Source organism: Pseudarthrobacter sp. WHRI 8279, assembly GCF_040224115.2.
Classification (GTDB): domain Bacteria; phylum Actinomycetota; class Actinomycetes; order Actinomycetales; family Micrococcaceae; genus Arthrobacter.
Map to the genome: position 1 here is coordinate 516,544 of NZ_CP168162.1, position 18,552 is coordinate 535,095.

Annotated in this window: 16 protein-coding genes; 11 read left to right on the plus strand and 5 right to left on the minus strand. The window is 66.8% G+C overall.

The genetic code is table 11. From position 1 onward, the window contains the following. Window positions 1-45: 45 nt before the first annotated feature. Window positions 46-711, minus strand: coding sequence for a response regulator (locus ABRP28_RS02280; RefSeq protein ID WP_350003724.1), 666 nt, complete (start codon window positions 709-711; stop codon window positions 46-48). Continuing rightward, window positions 704-2,425, minus strand: a complete 1,722-nt coding sequence (locus ABRP28_RS02285; protein ID WP_350003723.1) for a sensor histidine kinase — start codon at window positions 2,423-2,425, stop codon at window positions 704-706. The genes ABRP28_RS02280 and ABRP28_RS02285 overlap by 8 nt, the downstream gene beginning before the upstream one ends. A 169-nt stretch (window positions 2,426-2,594) precedes the next feature. On the opposite strand from ABRP28_RS02285, the gene ABRP28_RS02290 reads away from it, so the two are divergent. From ABRP28_RS02290 to ABRP28_RS02310, 5 genes are all read left to right on the plus strand, one after another. Beyond that, a complete protein-coding gene (locus ABRP28_RS02290) occupies window positions 2,595-4,088 on the plus strand; it encodes a CitMHS family transporter (RefSeq protein ID WP_350003814.1) in 1,494 nt (497 codons plus the stop codon). Window positions 4,089-4,234: 146 nt separating this feature from the next. Further along, a complete protein-coding gene (gene gatC, locus ABRP28_RS02295; RefSeq protein ID WP_059319419.1) occupies window positions 4,235-4,531 on the plus strand; it encodes an Asp-tRNA(Asn)/Glu-tRNA(Gln) amidotransferase subunit GatC in 297 nt (98 codons plus the stop codon). A gap of 3 nt (window positions 4,532-4,534) precedes the next feature. Beyond that, complete coding sequence (gene gatA / locus ABRP28_RS02300; RefSeq protein ID WP_350003722.1) at window positions 4,535-6,115, plus strand: Asp-tRNA(Asn)/Glu-tRNA(Gln) amidotransferase subunit GatA; 1,581 nt, start codon at window positions 4,535-4,537, stop codon at window positions 6,113-6,115. Next, window positions 6,115-7,623: an Asp-tRNA(Asn)/Glu-tRNA(Gln) amidotransferase subunit GatB gene (gene gatB / locus ABRP28_RS02305; RefSeq protein WP_350003721.1), complete on the plus strand. Its 1,509-nt coding sequence runs from the start codon at window positions 6,115-6,117 to the stop codon at window positions 7,621-7,623. The genes gatA and gatB overlap by 1 nt, the downstream gene beginning before the upstream one ends. A 203-nt stretch (window positions 7,624-7,826) precedes the next feature. Next, window positions 7,827-8,450, plus strand: a complete 624-nt coding sequence (locus ABRP28_RS02310; RefSeq protein ID WP_350003720.1) for a hypothetical protein — start codon at window positions 7,827-7,829, stop codon at window positions 8,448-8,450. Between the two features lie 57 nt (window positions 8,451-8,507). On the opposite strand, the gene ABRP28_RS02315 is transcribed toward ABRP28_RS02310, so the two are convergent. After that, a complete protein-coding gene (locus ABRP28_RS02315) occupies window positions 8,508-9,419 on the minus strand; it encodes a LysR family transcriptional regulator (RefSeq protein ID WP_350003719.1) in 912 nt (303 codons plus the stop codon). A gap of 129 nt (window positions 9,420-9,548) precedes the next feature. Here ABRP28_RS02315 and tdh point away from each other — a divergent pair, with 129 nt between their 5' ends. From tdh to ABRP28_RS02345, 6 genes are all read left to right on the plus strand, one after another. Beyond that, window positions 9,549-10,595 (plus strand): L-threonine 3-dehydrogenase, encoded by a 1,047-nt coding sequence (gene tdh / locus ABRP28_RS02320; protein ID WP_350003813.1) that lies wholly within the window; start codon window positions 9,549-9,551, stop codon window positions 10,593-10,595. Window positions 10,596-10,603: 8 nt separating this feature from the next. After that, window positions 10,604-11,809 (plus strand): glycine C-acetyltransferase, encoded by a 1,206-nt coding sequence (locus ABRP28_RS02325; protein WP_350003718.1) that lies wholly within the window; start codon window positions 10,604-10,606, stop codon window positions 11,807-11,809. Window positions 11,810-11,840: 31 nt separating this feature from the next. After that, window positions 11,841-12,974, plus strand: coding sequence for an FAD-dependent oxidoreductase (locus tag ABRP28_RS02330; protein ID WP_350003717.1), 1,134 nt, complete (start codon window positions 11,841-11,843; stop codon window positions 12,972-12,974). Between the two features lie 11 nt (window positions 12,975-12,985). Further along, window positions 12,986-14,197 carry an imidazolonepropionase gene (hutI, locus tag ABRP28_RS02335; RefSeq protein WP_350003716.1) on the plus strand — a complete coding sequence of 404 codons (1,212 nt, stop codon included), beginning with the start codon at window positions 12,986-12,988 and terminating at the stop codon, window positions 14,195-14,197. Between the two features lie 95 nt (window positions 14,198-14,292). Further along, on the plus strand, window positions 14,293-15,081 hold the full coding sequence (locus tag ABRP28_RS02340; RefSeq protein WP_350003715.1) for a DeoR/GlpR family DNA-binding transcription regulator: 789 nt from the start codon (window positions 14,293-14,295) through the stop codon (window positions 15,079-15,081). Window positions 15,082-15,186: 105 nt separating this feature from the next. After that, window positions 15,187-15,966: a CPBP family intramembrane glutamic endopeptidase gene (locus tag ABRP28_RS02345; RefSeq protein WP_350003714.1), complete on the plus strand. Its 780-nt coding sequence runs from the start codon at window positions 15,187-15,189 to the stop codon at window positions 15,964-15,966. A gap of 57 nt (window positions 15,967-16,023) precedes the next feature. Here the strand turns inward: ABRP28_RS02345 and ABRP28_RS02350 are convergent, their stop codons facing one another. Both ABRP28_RS02350 and ABRP28_RS02355 read right to left on the minus strand, forming a co-directional pair. Further along, the gene (locus ABRP28_RS02350; protein WP_350003713.1) at window positions 16,024-17,646 is read right to left on the minus strand and encodes a DUF222 domain-containing protein; all 1,623 of its coding nucleotides are present in this window, start codon (window positions 17,644-17,646) and stop codon (window positions 16,024-16,026) included. A gap of 216 nt (window positions 17,647-17,862) precedes the next feature. Next, complete coding sequence (locus ABRP28_RS02355; RefSeq protein WP_231454438.1) at window positions 17,863-18,501, minus strand: VOC family protein; 639 nt, start codon at window positions 18,499-18,501, stop codon at window positions 17,863-17,865. Between the last annotated feature and the right edge of the window lie 51 nt (window positions 18,502-18,552).

An 18,552-nucleotide genomic window follows, 5' to 3' on the forward strand; every position in this document is an offset into this window, starting at 1 on the left:
AGACCTGCCCTGGACGGGGGCTTGGCAGGAACCTGCCGGACCCCTCTAGGGCGTGGCGGGGAGCCCGTAGCGGTGCTCCGGCCTCCCCGTCGTTCCGTAACGCAGCTGGATGTCCACGGCGCCGTCGTCCGCCAGGGAGGACAGGTACCGCTGCGCGGTGGCGCGGGAAACCCCCACCCGCCCGGCCACCTCGGCGGCCGAGTACTGCTCGCCGGGTACCAGGGATTCCAGCACTGCCGCCTCGGTGGCCGAGCGCGGCCTTGACGACGGCGTGACGTCCCCGGGGATCAGGGCGCGCTTGGCGCGCTCCACCGCCTCCTGGTCCAGGGCGCCGGGGTGCCCCAGCAGGCGCCGGTACCGCGCATACGACCGCAGCTGCTGGGACAGGGCATCGGAGGTGAATGGCTTCAGCAGGTAACCCAGCGCGCCCCGGCGGAAGGCCACCCGGACAGAGACGGCGTCGGAGGCAGCCGTGAGCATAATGGTGTCCACATCCAGCTGCTGGAGCAGGTCCAGCCCGGACGCATCCGGAAGGTAGACGTCCAGCAGCACCAGGTCCGGCCTCAGGCTGTGGATGGACTGCAGCGCCAGCGACGCGGTGCCCACCGGGGCCAGCGCCATGAACCCGGCCACGGAGTCCACGTAGGCGGCGTGCAGCTTGGCTACGTGGAAGTCGTCGTCAACGATCAGCACCCGAAAATCTTCAGGCATTGGTGTCCTTTCCGGCTGTGGTTGTCCTGCCCGGCGTTCCTGCCGTGGTTCCCGGCAGGGTGGCCATGAATACTGCGCCCGGTCCGCCCGGGCTGCCGGGCTCCAGGACTTTGACGACCCCGCCGCGCCGCCGGGCCAGCTGGCGCGCGAGGGCCAGCCCGAACCCCTGGCCGCCGCTGCCGTTCCGGGCAAGCGGTCCGGACGCGGTGCTGAAGCCTTCCGCAAAGATAGCCTCCGGGTCCGTTCCCTGCGCCAGCCCGTCGCCGGAGTCGGCGACGACGATGTGCAGCGTGCCGCCGTCGTCGTCCGGCTCGTCCAGCACCTCAAGCTCCACCCAGCGGTCCGTCGAGGAGCCCGCCACTGCGGCGTTCACCGCGTTGTCGATCAGGTTGCCGAGCACTGTGGTGACGTCCTGGGCCTCCGCCACCTGGCCCCTGACCAGGGTCTCCGGGCCGATCCGCAGCGCCACACCGCGCTCATCCGCCTCCACACCCTTCGCGCCCACGAAGGCCTGCAGGTACGGGTCCTGGAGCAGCTCGGCCTGGTCCACCGGGAATTTCAGCGGCCCGGTGGCTGCCAGCCGGGCCAGGTATTCCCGGGCCTGCTGGTGCTGGCCGATGCTCATGAACCCGGCAATGGTGTGCAGCTGGTTGGCGAACTCGTGGCGCTGGGCCCGCAACGCCGTGGACATGGTTCCCACGGCATCGAGCTGCCGGGTGAGCTGCTGAAGCTCCGTGCGGTCGCGGAGCATCACCACCCAGCCGAGGTCCTCCCGCCGGTGAAGGGCTTTGCGCGCATTGGCCACCAGCACGCGCCCGCCCGCCACCAGCTCAACCGCGCCGGCGCTGGTGGAGCCTGCCCGGGTGAGGGACTTCAGCTGGTAGGGCACCGGAGCGTCCTCCCAGCGGCTGCCGGCCAGGTCCGGCAGTTCCAGCAGCCGTTGGGCGGCGGCGTTGAACACCGTGATCCGGCCGTCGGCGGAGACGCCGATGACGCCGTCGTCCACGCCCTGGAGGACCGCCACCTGGTCATGGACCAAGGTGCTGATCTCCTCAGGCTCCAGCCCCAGGGTGAGCCGCTGCAGCCGGCGGCGCAGCAGGAAGGAACCCAGCACGCCCGCCAGCAGCGCCCCGGCTGCGGTGAGGGCAACGGGGCCGATATCCCGTGCCACGCTCTGGCCCACCGTTTCCATGGAGTAGCCCACGCTGACCTCGCCCACCACGGTGCTGCTGCCCGGCGCGTAGACGGGAACCTTCGCCCCGGCGGAGGGCCCCAGCGTTCCCGTGTTGCGGGTGGTGACCTCCCGGCCGGCCAGGGCCTCGGACGGATCGGTACTGACCTTTTCGCCCAGGCGCTCCGGGTCCGGGTGGGCCAGGCGCAGGCCGGTCTCGTCCGTGATCACCACGAACAGGGCGCCCGTGCGGACCCGGGCCGCTTCGGCCGCTTCCATCAGGGGGCCCGCCGCGAGCTCGGCCGGCGGGGGAGTGCCGGGCTGCTCGCTGATCGCCAGCACGTCCGCCCGCACCGAGGCATCGGAGGCCACGGTCCGCGCCAGTGTCAGGGCCTGGTTCTCCGCTTCGCTGCCAATCCTGTCGTAGGTGAGCCAGGCGTGTACGGCGGCGCTGAACAGCACAGCCAGCAGCACCACGGACAACTGGAGCAGGAGGGTCTGGGTGGAGAACCGCAACGGCCGGCGGGGCGCGGAACGCTGCATGATCCTCCTTGACGGTTTTCGCGGCAGGGCCGGCGGCAGGCGCTGGCAGCACAATGAGCGGGTGAGCACAATGAGCAAAATGCTCCCAATAAGCAGTATGCCAATCAATTGAGCCAAAGGCACGGCCGTGACGGCCGCCACCCTACAGTCTGTAGCACGCGTCACACCGCTGTGCCGCTGTTCACATAGTAAGGAGCCGGCCGTGCTGGTATTACTTGGATTCGCAATGATCGCGGTATTCATGGTGCTGATCATGACGAAGAAGTTGACGCCAGTGCTGGCGTTGATCATCGTCCCCACTGTTTTTGGCCTCTTCGCCGGGGCCGGCCTGGGCATAGGCGACATGGTCATGGAGTCCATGAAGTCCATGACCTCAACCGCAGCCCTGCTGATGTTCGCCATCATCTACTTCGGCCTGATGATCGACGTCGGACTGTTCGACCCCCTGGTCCGGTTCATCCTCCGCAAGCTCGGCAACGACCCCGCCAAGGTGGTCCTGGGAACCGCCATCCTCGCAGCTGCCGTCTCCCTCGACGGCGACGGCTCCACCACCTTCATCCTCACCACCGCAGCCATGCTGCCCATCTACCTCCGGCTGAAGATGAGCCCCGTGGTCCTCACCTGCGTGGCCGGCCTGGCCAACGGCACCATGAACATCGTGCCGTGGGGCGGCCCCACCGCCCGCGCCGCCAGCGCCCTGAACATCGACGTCAACGACGTCTTCGTCCCAATGATCCCGTCCCTCCTGGCCGGCATCACCGTGGTCTTCGCCTTCGCCTGGCTGCTCGGCCTGCAGGAGCGCAACCGCCTCCGGGCCACCCAGCCGGAAATCTGGGGAGTGCCTGATACCGCTGAGGCGTTCGACGGCGACAAGCCCGCCGGCGGCGCAGGTACCGGCCGCGGACGCAACGGGACCAGCCCCGGCGGAGCAGCCCCCGCCGTCGGAAGTTCTTCCGTTGCCGTCCTGGAACGCACCGAGGACCTGGTGGACGACCACGACACCGCCATGGCGGACACCGCCCTGGACCCTAACCGCAAGACCCTGCGTCCCAAGCTGCAGTGGTTCAACCTGGGCCTCACTGTCGCCGTCATGGGCATGCTGATTGCCGACCTCGTGCCGCTGCCGTACGTCTTCATGGTGGGTTCCGCGATCGCCCTGCTGGTCAACTTCCCCAACGTCAAGGACCAGGCCGCGCAGATCGTGGCCCACGCACCGTCTGTTGTCGCCGTGGTGAGCATGGTCATGGCCGCCGCAGTCCTCACCGGCGTCCTCACCGGCACCGGCATGGTGGAAGCGATGTCCGCGTGGCTGGTCCAGATCATCCCCTCCAGCATGGGCCCGCTCATGGCCGTCATCACCGGCGTCCTGAGCATCCCCATGACGTTCTTCATGAGCAACGACGCCTTCTACTTCGGTGTGCTGCCCGTCCTCAGCGAGACGGCCGGCCACTACGGAATCAGCGCCGCCGAGATGGCCCGCGCCTCCATCACGGGCCAGCCGTTCCACATGCAGAGCCCGCTGGTTCCCGCCATCCTGCTGCTGGTATCACTGGCCAAGGTTGACCTGGGCGACCACCACAAGAAGGTTCTGTGGCGCAGCGCCGTGGTCTCCCTGGTCATGCTGGGAATTGGCATGCTGACCGGAGCCATCGGAATCGGTTAGTCTATAGCTGCCGTGCTGACGCCATTCGTTGGCGGAACCCGGCATAAAGGTGCCCGTCTGACGCCCGCTGGGGGATGTCAGACGGGCATCATTGTTTCCCCACTAGAATGGATCGGAAATCAATTCGAACTTTGCAGGGGAGATCCATGGCTGCGATCAACCGTGACGACGTCGCGCATCTCGCGCGGCTCGCTCACATTGAGATGAGTGACCAAGAGCTGGACAGGATGGCCGGAGAACTCGCCGTCATCGTCGATTCGGTCAAATCCGTCAGTCAGGCCGCCGGAGACGATGTCCCGGCCACCTCACATCCCATCCCGCTGAGCAACGTGTTCCGCGAAGACGTTGTGGGCCACACCTTCACCGCGGAACAGGCGCTCTCAGGAGCCCCGGATTCCGATGACAACCGTTTCAAGGTCCCGGCAATCCTGGATGAGGCATAACCCATGACTGAAACCCACGAACTGATCCGCCTCTCTGCAGCGGAGCTTGCGGAAAAGCTGGCAGCCGGCGAGGTCACCTCCGTCGAGGTTACCCAGGCCTACCTGGACCGGATTGCGGAGGTCGACGGCGGCGAACGCGGCGTCAACGCCTTCCTGCACGTCAACGCCGAGGAGGCGCTCGCCGTCGCCGCCGAGGTGGACGCCATCCGCGCCGCCGGCGGCGCCGGGGCCGAGGCGCTGCATGTCCTGGCCGGCGTCCCCATCGCCGTCAAGGACCTCATCGTCACGGTGGGACAGCCCACCACCGCGGGCTCCAAGATCCTCGAGGGCTGGCACAGCCCGTACGACGCCACCGTGGTGGAACGCCTGCGCGCGGCGAAGATGCCCATCCTGGGCAAGACCAACCTGGACGAGTTCGCCATGGGCTCCTCCACCGAGCACTCGGCGTACGGTCCCACCCGCAACCCGTGGGACCTGGACCGCATTCCGGGCGGCTCCGGCGGCGGTTCCGCGGCTGCGGTCGCCGCCTTCGAGGCACCCCTCGCACTGGGCACGGACACCGGCGGCTCCATCCGCCAGCCCGGTGCCGTCACCGGAACAGTGGGCGTCAAGCCTACGTACGGCAGCGTGTCCCGGTACGGCGCCATCGCCATGGCGTCCTCCCTGGACCAGATCGGCCCTGTATCACGGACCGTGCTGGACTCCGCGCTCCTGCACCAGGTCATAGGCGGGCACGATCCCCGCGACTCCACCTCGCTCCCGGACCCGCTGGCGGACCTCGTGGCCGCAGCCAAGACCGGCAACGTTGAGGGCATGCGGATTGGCATCATCAAGGAACTGCACGGCGAGGGTTACCAGGCCGGCGTCGAAAACCGCTTCAATGACTCCCTGGAGCTCCTCAAGGAAGCCGGCGCGGAAATCGTTGAGGTCTCCTGCCCCAACTTCCAGTACGCCCTGGGCGCCTACTACCTGATCATGCCCTCCGAGGCCTCCTCCAACCTCGCCAAGTTCGACGGCGTCCGGTACGGCCTGCGCGTCCTGCCAGAGGATGGCCCCATGACCATCGAACGCGTCATGGGTGCCACCCGCGCCGCCGGCTTCGGCGACGAAGTCAAGCGCCGCATCATCCTGGGCACCTACGCGCTGAGCGCCGGCTACTACGACGCCTACTACGGCTCGGCCCAGAAGGTCCGTACTCTGGTGCAGCGCGACTTCGACGCCGCGTTCACCGTGGCGGACGTGCTGATTTCCCCCACCGCCCCCACCACGGCCTTCCGCCTCGGCGAAAAGCTGGACGACCCCCTGGCCATGTACCTCAACGACGTCGCCACCATCCCGGCGAACCTCGCCGGCGTGCCAGGCCTGTCCCTGCCCGGCGGCCTTGCAGACGAGGACGGCCTGCCCGTGGGCATCCAGTTGTTGGCCCCCGCCCGCGAGGACGCCCGCCTGTACCGCGTGGGCGCCGTGCTCGAGTCGCTGCTTGAAGCCAAGTGGGGCGGACCCCTTCTGGCGCAGGCACCCGAGCTTGCCGCCGCCGCGGCCGGGCCCGTCGACACCCTTGTTGGAAGCCAGGAGGCAAAGTAATGAACACAGAGGCAATCCTGAGCTTCGAAGAAGCCATGGAGAAGTACGATCCCGTCCTGGGGTTCGAGGTCCACGTGGAGCTCAACACCAAGACCAAGATGTTCTCTTCCGCGCCCAACGTCTTCGGTGACGAGCCCAACACCAACGTCAACGAGGTGGACCTGGGCATGCCCGGCGTCCTGCCCGTGGTGAACAAGACGGCGGTGGAGTCCTCCATCAAGATCGGCCTGGCGCTCAACTGCAAGATCGCCGAGAACTGCCGGTTTGCCCGGAAGAACTACTTCTACCCGGACACCCCCAAGAACTTCCAGACGTCCCAGTACGACGAACCCATCGCGTACGACGGCTACCTGGACATCGAACTCTCCGACGGCACCGTGTTCCGGGTGGAGATCGAGCGCGCCCACATGGAGGAGGACGCCGGAAAGCTGACCCACATGGGCGGCGCCACCGGCCGCATCCACGGCGCAGACTTCTCCCTGGTGGACTACAACCGCGCTGGCGTCCCGCTCGTGGAAATCGTCACCAAGCCCATTGAGGGAGCAGGCTCCCGGGCGCCCGAACTGGCCAAGGCCTACGTTGCGGCGGTCCGGGAGATCGTCAAGAACCTCGGCGTCTCCGATGCCCGGATGGAACGCGGAAACGTGCGCTGCGACGCCAACGTTTCGCTGCGCCCGCACGGCCGTGAAAGGTTCGGCATCCGGTCCGAAACCAAGAACGTGAACTCGCTGCGCGCCGTCGAACATGCCGTCCGCTACGAGATCCAGCGCCACGCCGCCGTCCTGGACGCCGGCAACCCGGTAGTGCAGGAAACCCGCCACTGGCATGAGGACACCCGGACCACCACGTCCGGCCGGCCCAAGTCCGACGCCGACGACTACCGCTACTTCCCGGAACCGGACCTGGTTCCCGTGGTGGCCTCGCGCGAATGGGTTGAGGAACTGCGCGCCACCCTGCCCGAGCCGCCGGCCGCCCGCCGGAAGCGCCTGCAGGCCGACTGGGGCTACTCGGACCTCGAATTCCGCGACGTGGTGAACGCCGGCGTCATGGACGAGATTGAGGAAACCATTGCCGCCGGGGCCTCGGCCTCCGTGGCACGCAAGTGGTGGATGGGCGAGATCGTGGGCCGTGCGAAGAACGCGGACGTCGACCCCGGCCAGCTCGGCGTCCAGCCCGCCACCATCGTGGAGCTCGCACGCATGGTGGAAGAGGGCAAGATCAACAACAAGATGGCCACGGAGGTCCTGGACGGCGTCCTGGCCGGCGAAGGCACCCCGGCTGAGATCGTGGAGAAGCGCGGCCTGGCCGTGGTCTCCGACGACGGGCCCCTGCTCGAAGCCATCGACGCCGCGCTGGCCGCCCAGCCCGGCGTCGCGGACAAGATCCGCGGCGGCAAGGTCCAGGCTGTTGGCGCGATCGTGGGCGGAGTCATGAAAGCCACCCGCGGCCAGGCCGACGCCGCCCGCGTCCGGGAGCTTATCCTGGAGAAGCTGGGCGTCACCGCCTAGCCCCTCCTGCCCAACCGGGTAGCAGCAGACGTCGTTTGAGCCTTCATAGCGACACCTGCTGCTACCCGGTTTTGTTTAAGTAGTACTCGCATCCCACTGCCCGCGCACTACTCGTGTGCGGCGGTGCAGCGCGGCCCTACACTGAACCACCAGGGCGCAGGGCCAAGGGAAAATGCCCTGCCGTTGTTGTGGGAGGTATGGGTATGCCGGTAAGGAAGCCGCTGGGATTCCGCAAGGCTGCGCTCGGTGGAGCGGTGGCACTCGCGCTGACCGGAACTGGGGTGGTGTTCGCCTGGGCCGCGAACGAGCCTCCGCCGCCTGCACCGCCGTCGTCCTCGCCGCCGGGAAAGTCAGGCAATGCCCCTGGACAGAACAAAGTGCCGGACCAGGGCAAGGCGCCGGGGCGGGACAAACCGGACAAGGCCCCGCGCCCGCAGCACCTGCACAGTGAGAGCGTGGTCAAACAGGCTGACGGGACTTTCGAAACCGAGGTGAGCCAGCGCGGGACGGTGGAGTCAGTCAGCGACACCTCCATCACTGTCAGGAGTGAGGACGGCCATACCCAGGCTTACGCCGTCAACGCCGAGACGAAGGTGGCACAGATGCCACCTGCCCCGGCGGACGGCGCGGCTGCAAAGGACGACGGCGGCAAACGGCTGAAGCCTTCAGCCGGTACCATCGCGGACATCGCCACGGGCGACGTTGTCCGGATCTTCGGAGCGAAGAACGGCGAAACCGTGACGGCGCAGCGGATCATCGAAGGTGCAGGCGGGGGTCCCGGATTGGGACTGGGCCGCGGCCAAGGACACGGCAGGGGCCCCAAGTAGGTAGCAGCAAATATCGTACTCAGCCTCATAACGACATCAACTGCTACCCGGTATGGGTCAGCCCTGTTCCACCAGCTCCGCCATGATGCCCTGCAGCGCCTCGCACACCATGGTTACGGACCGCCGCTTCAGGTTTTCCGGCCTGGCCAGCAGGTCGATCCGGCGCCGCGTGCTGATTCCTTCGAGCGGCCGCAGCACGATGCCGGGGTTCAGTACCGGCCCCGCCGTGTATCTGGGGAGCAGACCCACCACGCCGCCGGCGGCAACCAGGGCTGCCACCGTGGAGTAATCGTTGATCCGGTGGACAATGTTCAGTTCGCGGCTGGAAACGGCGGCGACGGCGGTCAGCACATCGGCGGGGGAGTAGCCGGCGTGGCTGGTCACCCAGGCCTCACCGCCGACGTCGTCCGCTGTCACGGCGGCCTTGGCGGCGAGGGGGTGCCCGGCAGCCAAAGCCACATCCAGGGGTTCGTGGGCCAGCGGGATCACTGTCACCCGCTCAGCAGGCCAGCGGGGGCTGTGGTCCATGCGGTGCGCGAGCACCAGGTCATAGCGTGCGGTAAGGGCGGGAAAGTCCTGCTGGGCCACGTCCTCGTCCGAGAGTCCTATCCGTGGCTGTCCCGGGGCGGCGAGGATCCGGGCAAGCGGGGCGAAGAGTGCCTGCCCGGCGCTGTGGAATCCGCAGAGGCTTACTTTGCCGGCAGCGGAACCGTGGTAGTTCCCGATCGCATCCTTGGCGTCTGCCATGGCGCTGACGACGGCGGCCCCCGCGTCGGCGAGCACCTGGCCTGCCTCCGTGAGCACCAGGGTGCGGCCCTCCTTGCGGGTGAGGGGCACCTCGACTTTCCGCTGCAGCAGGGCCAGCTGCTGGGAAACCGCAGAGGGGGTCACCATGAGGGTGTCGGCCACTGCCTTCACGCTTCCGAGGGCGCCCAGTTCCCGAAGGATTTCAAGCTGGTGGATCTCCATTCCAGCATTTTACGCATTAGGAATAGCTACATCGTCGATTGAGTATTTTGCTGTTGTGCTAAAGCTTCTTCCTCGCTGTAATGAGGGAGGCAGGACCTGCCAATGATCAGAGAAAGAGTGAGGAAGCCGATGAAGGCCTTGTACAAGCCAGGACCGCAGGCCGGCTTCGAGCTGGTGGACCGCCCCGAGCCCGTGGCTGGGCCGGCTGATGTGAAGATCCGGGTCATGACCACGGGCATCTGCGGCACCGACCTCCACATCCAGTCGTGGGACTCCTGGGCGCAGGGGATCATTGAAGCTCCCCTCATCCCGGGCCACGAGTTCTATGGCGAAGTGGTGGAAATCGGCGAGGACGTCCGGGACGTCAAAGTAGGCGACCGTGTGTCCGGCGAAGGCCACGTGGTGTGCGGGATCTGCCGGAACTGCCGCGCCGGCAGGCGGCAGATGTGCATCCACACCGTCAGCGTGGGCGTCCAGCGTGACGGTGCGTTCGCGGAATACGTGGTGATCCCCGAAACCAATGCCTGGGTCCACCATGATCCCTCGGTCACTCCCGAGCTCGGTGCCATCTTCGATCCCTTTGGCAATGCCGTGCACACCGCACTGAGCTTTCCCCTGGTTGGCGAGGACGTGCTCATCACCGGTGCCGGACCCATCGGGCTGATGGCCATCGCCGTCGCCCGCCACGCAGGCGCCCGCAAAATCGCTATCACCGATGTCTCGCGTCCGCGCCTTGAGCTTGCCCGCCAGCTGGGAGCGGACCTAGCCATCGACGTTTCCACCACCCGCGTGCGGGATGCCCAGCGGGACCTGGGCATGCGTGAGGGCTTTGACATCGGCATGGAAATGTCCGGCCACCCGGGGGCGCTGCCGGAGATGATCGACAACATGAACCACGGCGGCCGGATCGCCATGCTGGGACTTCCCAGCCAGGACATCATCATCGACTGGGGCAAGGTGGTCACCCACATGCTCACGCTCAAGGGCATCTACGGCCGTGAAATGTACGAAACCTGGTACGCCATGAGCGCCATGCTCTCGTCCAACCCCGTGCTGCATGCCGGGATTTCCGCCGTCGTCACGGACACGCTCCCTGCCGGCCAGTGGGAAAAAGGCTTCGACCTTGCCCGCAGCGGCGCAGGTGGCAAAGTTGTCCTCGACTGGACCCAACTCTAAGGAACACCATGTACACCTCGATCAAGGACCAGCTGCGCACCGAGCTGGACGACATCCGCAGCGCGGGCCTCTTCAAGACCGAACGCCGCATCAGTTCCCCGCAGTCCAGCCACATCACGGCCGGACAGATCGGGCAGCCGGGCGCTGACGTGCTGAACTTCTGCGCCAACAACTACCTGGGCCTGGCGGACCACCCGGACATCATCCAGGCGGCCAAGGCGGCCATGGACGAGCGTGGCTTCGGCATGGCCAGCGTGCGGTTCATCTGCGGCACCCAGGACCTGCACCTGGACCTCGAATCCCGGGTCTCCCGGTTCTTGGGCACCGAGGACACCATCCTGTTCTCCAGCTGCTTCGACGCCAACGGTGGGGTCTTCGAATCGCTCTTCGGGCCTGAGGATGCCATCATCTCGGATGCGCTGAACCACGCGTCCATCATCGACGGGATCCGCCTCTGCAAGGCACAGCGGTACCGGTACGCCAACCAGGACATGGCGGACCTCGAGGCGAAGCTCGTTGAGGCGAAGGATGCCCGCCGCAAGATCATTGTCACGGACGGCGTCTTTTCCATGGACGGTTACCTGGCCCCGCTGCAGGCCATCTGCGATCTCGCCGAGAAGCACGACGCACTGGTCATGGTGGATGACTCCCACGCCGTCGGCTTCATGGGTGCCACCGGCGCCGGCACGCCCGAACACGCAGGCGTGTCCCACCGGGTGGACATCTACACCGGCACGTTCGGCAAAGCGCTGGGCGGAGCGTCCGGAGGATACGTGTCCGGCCGCGGGGAAGTGGTGGCCATGCTCCGGCAGCGGGCCCGCCCGTACCTCTTCTCCAACTCGGTTGCTCCGGCCATTGTCGCGGCCACCATCAAAGCCCTGGACCTCGTGGAGAACTCGGCGGGCCTGCGGCGCACGCTTTTCGAGAACGCGGCCCTGTTCCGGCGCCGGATGACCGACGAGGGCTTCGACCTCCTGCCCGGCGAACACGCCATTGTGCCGGTGATGTTCGGAGACGCCGTGCTGGCCGCGAAGGTGGCTGACCGGATGCTGCAGCACGGCGTCTTCGTCACAGCCTTCAGCTTTCCCGTGGTTCCGCGGGGCGCCGCGCGGATCCGTGTGCAGCTATCGGCCGCGCACTCAGCGGACGACGTCGAAACCTGCGTGCGTGCTTTCGTCGCCAGCCGTGACGAGGCGGCAGGCCAGGAACAGTAGCGCTGGAAGCCAAGTCTGCGAGGATGGAGAAATGGCAGCACATTACGATGTCCTGATTGTCGGCGGCGGCATTGCCGGACTGTCCCTTGCGTCCGCGCTGGCTGGCAGGTGCAGCGTGGCGCTGGTGGAGGCGGAGCAGGAACTGGCGTACCACACGTCGTCCCGCTCGGCCCGGCAGTTCATTCCCAGCTACGGCCCGCCCGTGGTCCAGGAACTCACTGTCCGGACCCTTGAGCTGCTCGCCGCGCGTGATGCTGAACTGCCCGAACCCATCCTGACGCCCCGCAGCTTCATGCTGATCGGCACGGAGGACGGGGTGGCCGCGGAAGGCAGCGGACTGATGCGTTCCATTACCCCCGCTGAGGCGTTGGAGCTGTGCCCGGCGCTGGTCCCCGGAACGTTCCAGGCCGCAGGACTGGATGAGGGGTCCTTTGGCTGCGATGCGCCGCTCCTGCTGGCAGACCACCGGCAGCGCGCTGAGGCTGCCGGGGTGGACATCATTACCGGCGCCAGGGTGCACACAGCCCAACGTCTTGGTTCCGGGTGGCAGGTGGGTGCCGGCACCGAGGGCTTCCAGGCAGGTGTCATGGTCAACGCTGCCGGAGCCTGGGCGGACGAGCTTGCCGTCATCAGCGGCGTGGAAAAGCTCGGACTCCAGCCGTACCGGCGCACGGCGGCGATTGCCGCCGTCGACCATCCCCTGCCTGAACACAGCCCGATGGTGGCGGCGGCGGACAAATCATTCTATTTCCGGCGCGACGGGGACGACGTGCTCATTTCGCCCTCCGAATCGGAGCCCAGCGGGCCTGAGGATGCCCGGCCCCGGCCCGGCGACATTGAGCGGCTGGTGGGCAAGTTGAACGAAATCACCACGCTGGGAATCACGGAAGTCCGCAGGGCATGGACGGGGCTGCGCACGGAGGCGGCCGACGGTGTACCGGTGGCGGGGTTCGACGCCGAAGCGCCGGGCTTCTACTGGCTCGCCGGCCAGGGCGGCTATGGCTTCCAAACGTCCTCGGCCATGGCTGAGCTCGCGGCCGCCCAGATTTTGGCGGGCCAGGGCGGTGCGGGACAAGGGACTGCAGCCCCGGCAGCCGGGACGGCGGGTCCGGAATCCCGGACAGCGCAGGCACTGGCAGCCACCCGCTGGTCCGTGCGGCGCTGAAGAATGGCTTTATGAGTACCTTGATCACCAATATCGCCGAGTTGATGACGCAGGACCTGGAACACCGGGTCCTGAAGGACGCTGCGGTGGTGATTGAGGGCGAGCGGATTTCATGGATCGGCGCCGCTGCCAGTGCCCCGGCCGCCGATGACGCCGTGGATGCGGGCGGCCGGGCCGTGCTGCCCGGCTGGGTGGACTCCCACACGCACCTGCTGTTCGCAGGGGACCGGACTGCCGAGTTCGAGGCGCGGATGGCGGGGGAGTCCTATGCGGCCGGCGGCATCGCGGTCACTATGGGCGCTACCCGGGGCACCTCGGATTTTGACCTGACCCGCCTGGCGCTTGGCCGTGTTGACGAGGCCGTGTCGCAGGGGACCACCTATGTTGAGACGAAGACCGGCTACGGCCTGGACGTTGAGCACGAAACCCGGAGTGCACGGATTGCCTCCACCGTGGCGGACCAGGTCACGTTCCTGGGGGCCCACCTGGTTCCCGCCGGGCAGGACCCGGAGGAATACACCGACCTGGTCTGCGGTCCCATGCTGGCGGCTGTCCGGCCTTTTGTGCAGTGGGCAGACGTCTTTTGCGAGGAAGGCGCCTTCACGGCGGAACAGTCCCGGCGGGTCCTGCTGGCTTGCCGTGACGCCGGCCTGGGGCTCCGGGTCCATGGAAACCAGCTGGGTGAAGGCCCGGGCGTGCAGCTCGCGGTAGAGCTCGAAGCCGCCAGCGTGGACCACGTGAACTACCTCAACGCCAGGGATGTTGACGCTTTGGCCGGGACCTGGACCGGCTGGGATGCGGCAACCGGCAGTGGCAGCCGAGGCACGGTTGCCACCTGCCTGCCGGCCTGCGACCTTTCCACCCGCCAGACGCTGGCTCCTGCCCGTGCGCTCCTGGATGCCGGCGTCCAGGTTGCGCTGGCGTCCAACTGCAATCCCGGCACGTCCTACACGAGTTCCATGGCGTTTTGTGTGGCCACAGCCGTGCTGCAGATGCGCCTCAGCGTCCATGAAGCTGTCCGGGCGGCCACGTACGGGGGTGCCCTGGCGTTGCACAAGGACAAAGGGAACGACGCCGACGGCGAGCGGGCGGTGGGGTCCCTCGCCGTCGGCCATCGGGCGGATCTGCATGTCCTCAATGCGCCGTCGGCCACGCACCTGGCTTACCGGCCGGGCATGCCACTGACATACGCTGTATGGCGGGCGGGGAAACAGGCGCGGTAAGCGCCCGGCTCGTATGACGTTAGGTGATCGTTTTGGGTCTGTTACGATCAGAAAACGTCATCTAAATGGGTGGCGGGAGTATCTGGAGGCCCTGCATGACCCGCACCGATCGATTGACGGCAATCCTCGACCTCCTCGCGCGGACCGGCCAGGTGGAAGTCGAAGAGATTGTCACCACCCTGAATGTCTCGCCGGCCACCGCCCGGCGCGATCTGGACAGCCTTGCCAAACGCCGGCTGCTCACCCGGACCCGAGGCGGTGCCACCACCGGAGCCCTTGCCTACGACCTGCCTGGCCGCTACAACCGTGAGGATCACGCCGAGGCCAAGGAACAGATTGCCCAGGCTGCTTCAGCGCTGATAGCCCCAGGCGCCGTCATCGGATTGTGCGGCGGGACTACCAGCACCGCACTGGCGCAGATCCTGGCAACCCGGGAAGACCTTAACGCACCTTCCAACCAGCCCACGCTGACAGTTGTTACGAACGCCATCAACATCGCGTCGCAGTTGGCGGTCCGGCCCAGCATCAAAGTGATGGTTACAGGCGGGATCCTCAATCCACGGTCCTATGAGCTGGTGGGTCCGTACACGGACATCATCATGCAGAAGGTGGTGCTGGACATCGCCTTTATCGGCGTGAACGGCATTGATCCCGAAGTGGGGCCAACCAACACGGGAGAGGGTGAGGCCTCAGTTAACGCCCTCCTTGCAAGCAGGGCACGGGTGTCCTATGTCCTGGCGGATTCGTCCAAGGTGGGCGTGCGCGCCTTCGCCACTATGGACGGGTACAACTTCACCCGGCTGATTACGGATTCCGGAATCTCGGCGCAGGACAAGGCTGCCTTCGAAGCCAACGGCACGGAAGTGATCGTCGCCGCCGGCTGACCGGCACCCGGCCCTGCGGTTCCCCTGGTGGCATACAGGCCTGTGCCTGCGTGACACTGGAAGGGCAATCAGCCCTGATCCAGAAACTGAAGGCAAGATGGGAACATGCTGGTTCCCTCCCGCCGTCGCCTGCGGCTTGAAGTCTGGATTGTCCTGGGCCTGTCTTTGGGGCAGTCTGCTGTGTACTCCGTGGTGCAGCTCCTGGACAAGATGACCCGGGCGCCGCTGGCTGAAGGCACCTCTACGCTTAACCGCTCGCAGAGCACCCGCGAATATTTTGACCTGACGTACCAGTTGCTGGACATCCTCTTCGCGCTGGTTCCCGTGCTGCTGGTGCTCTACTTCCTCACCGACCAGCGGCAGGCGCCGTCCGGCCATGGCAGCAACCCGGGTTCAGCCTTCCAGAAGCTGGGCTTCAACTTCGCCCGCCCCCGCCGGGACCTGCTCCAGGGCCTGGGTCTGGCAGCCCTGATCGGCGTTCCTTCCCTGGGCCTGTACGCCGCAGGCAGGGCCTTGGGGATTACGACGGCCATCATTCCCAGCGCACTGGACGCTTACTGGTGGACGGTGCCGGTGCTGATCCTGTCCGCGCTCCGCCATGCCGTGGTGGAGGAGGTCATCGTGGTGGGTTACCTGATGAACCGCTTCGGAAGGTTCGGCTGGAGCATTCCGCTGTCAATCATGGCAAGCTCGCTGCTTCGCGGCACCTACCACTTGTACCAGGGCTTCGGCCCCTTTATCGGCAACGTGGTGATGGGCATCGTCTTCGCGTGGCTGTACACCCGCACTCGCCGTGTGATGCCGCTTGTCATAGCCCACGCGCTGCTCGACATCGTGGCCTTCGTGGGCTTCAGCCTGTTCGGCAAGGCTGTCGGCCTGGGCTAAGCCTTCGCGGCAACCTCAGGCACTTTTGTCAACACGACGGCGGGCAGGAGGTGCCGGCTAAGTCAGTGCCGGGTCCCGGTCCCTGATCGGGTCCCAGTCGCTCATGGGGTCCTGGGGCAGGACGGGCGGCAGGGCGTAGAAGTCGTCCCAGAGGGGGTCGTCCACGGGTATGTCGTCCAGGTCTATGAGGTTGTCATCTTCAGGTTCCTCTAGTGGTGGTTCCGGGTATGGGAGGTCTGCGGCAGGGCAGGCACACGCGCCGGGCATGGGCGGGTAGGGCAGCATGCCGGGGACTTGCCCGTTGTGATGCTCCCCCGGATTCAACCCCGCCGGCATGGCGGACAGGACAGATTCGGGCCAGTGGGGTGGTTCCCAGTCCTGGTGTTCGCTTTTGTAGTGCCGGCCGGTGGGTGAGGTCCAGCCGGGTGGTTCAGTTTTGGTGGCTGGTGTCGGTGTCCAGCCGGTGGTTTGTCTGAGTTTGTGGTGTTTGGGGCAGGGTTGTCCGAGGTTGCTGATCCCGGTGGTCCCGCCGTGCTGCCAGGCGAGGAGGTGGTCTGCCTCGTTATCCAGTGAGTTGTTGCTGCAGCCGGGGAAGGGGCATTTGCCGTCCCGCAGCCGCAGCCAGTTCCGCATCGCCTTGGTGACCCGGTAGCTGGTCCGCCCGATCTCCAACGGCGCCCCATCCCTAGGGTCGACAAGGACCCGGTGGAACGAATCGGCACCATTCGCAACCAGGTCCCTCGCCATCGACGGCGGGATCGGCCCGAAGCCGTCGAGCATGGCCGGCTCATCGGTCTCTCCCGTCAGGGAGAATACCGGCACGGTGACGAGGACCTGCGCACGGACCGCCGACGAGTGGGCAGGATTGCTGCCGCTGGTGAGGATCGCTTCGGCGAACTCGTCTGCCCGGATCTGGGTGAGGGTGCGGGGCTCGTCGGGTCCTTGTGCGGCCCGGGCGAGGGCGTTAAGCCGGTTCCAGCCCGCCACGGCCTGATGCGCGGGGAGGTAGGCCGAAAGCCAGGCCATGCCGTCCTGGTCCGGCCGGCACTCAACCCGCCGGTCCGCCACGCCCCTGGCGTGGCGCTTCTCGATCGATTCGGGATGGTGGCGTTCACGCCAGGTCCTGGCCTTGGCCTTGAACCGGTAGGCGGGCATCTCCCCGACCGTGGCGGCGGTGGCGGGTCTTGGTGTGTTGGGGTCGAGGAAGTGGGCCTCGAGGGCCGCGGCGCCGGCGGGGTCGAGGGTGGCGGCCTCGTCCGCCAGGGCCAGTGCGTGCTGCCACGAGATTGCTCCGGCCTGCAGGGCCGAGAGGGTCAGGGGCAAGGTCGTGTCCAGGGCGTGGGACGCGACCAGGAACGAGCTTGCGGCCCGCGGCCCGATGGCCAGTACTGCGCCGATTTCCGCGGTGATGGACATTTCCTGCGCCTGCACCGGCGCCCCGGGAGGGGCAAGGGCATGGGCGGTGTCCGCGTACTTCATGGCGGCGCGGGCTTTCAGGCCTGCGAGCCCGGCTTCGGCCTCCTTGGCACCGGCGAGAATATCCAGGGTCCCATCGGCCAGCCCGGCCAACGGATCAGCAGCCGAGAACGGCTCTGAACCACACGCGTCCACCTCAGCGTTGAGCACAGCGAGGGCGGCGCGGATGTCCGCAAACGCCTTCTCCACCGCTTCGCTGCCCATGCACTAATCATGGGGGGAGGGTCTGACATTTACGCCGGAAGAGGCCGGGCGCGCGGGAAACCAGGCAAACCAGATCTGCTCGGAGACGAATTCGGCCGCCATCGGCGGGTGACGCCGTTGTCACCTGCTGATGGCGGCCGAAGCTTAGGCGGGCAGTCTCAAGTATCTGCCCGGGTTGATACCCGGCGGGGGCGAACCCATGCCGGGAGGGGAGAATCAGATAGTGACTGCCCCGTTGGCGGTCTCGAAAGTCACCGAAAGGATTCCGGGTGTTCCGTGCGGTGCCACCCACTCCACGGCAACGTCTTCCAACGGCTTCTCCACGGGTTCACCCAGCCACTCGGTTACCCGGGCGGCAGAGCCGGCTATGGTGAGGCAGCTCATCTTGACGTTGCTCTCGTAAGCGTTGGAGGGGTGCAGGGAAGGATCGCCCTCCCACTTGAGCATGTACGGGACCTGTGGGTCTGCGATCAGGCCGAGGATGCCGATCTGCTTCCAAACGAGTTCGCGGCCGTCAGGGAATTTACGGTTGCCGTTGACTGAGGAGCGGCCCAGGCGTTCCTCGAAGGGGGCCAGGTCATCTACCTCGACGCACCAGCCCATCCAACCGCCGCCGGCTGCAGACCGTGCACGCACTGCCTGGCCGAAGGGCGCCTTGTCCGAAGCCGGGTGGTCCAGGACCTCAACGACCTCAAGGTACTTGTGCCCCGCGAGTGGGATGATCATATTCCGGGTTCCGAACCGCGGGTGGACTCCACCCTTTACTGCCTCGACGCCGAGGGCAGAGGAAATCCGGTCAGTGGTGGCAGCCAGGCCATCGTGTTCACAGGCGTAAGAGACGTGATCCATGCGCATGGCAACATCTTGGCACTTTGTGATCGGGCTCTCAGCTAAGGGTAGCCTTAC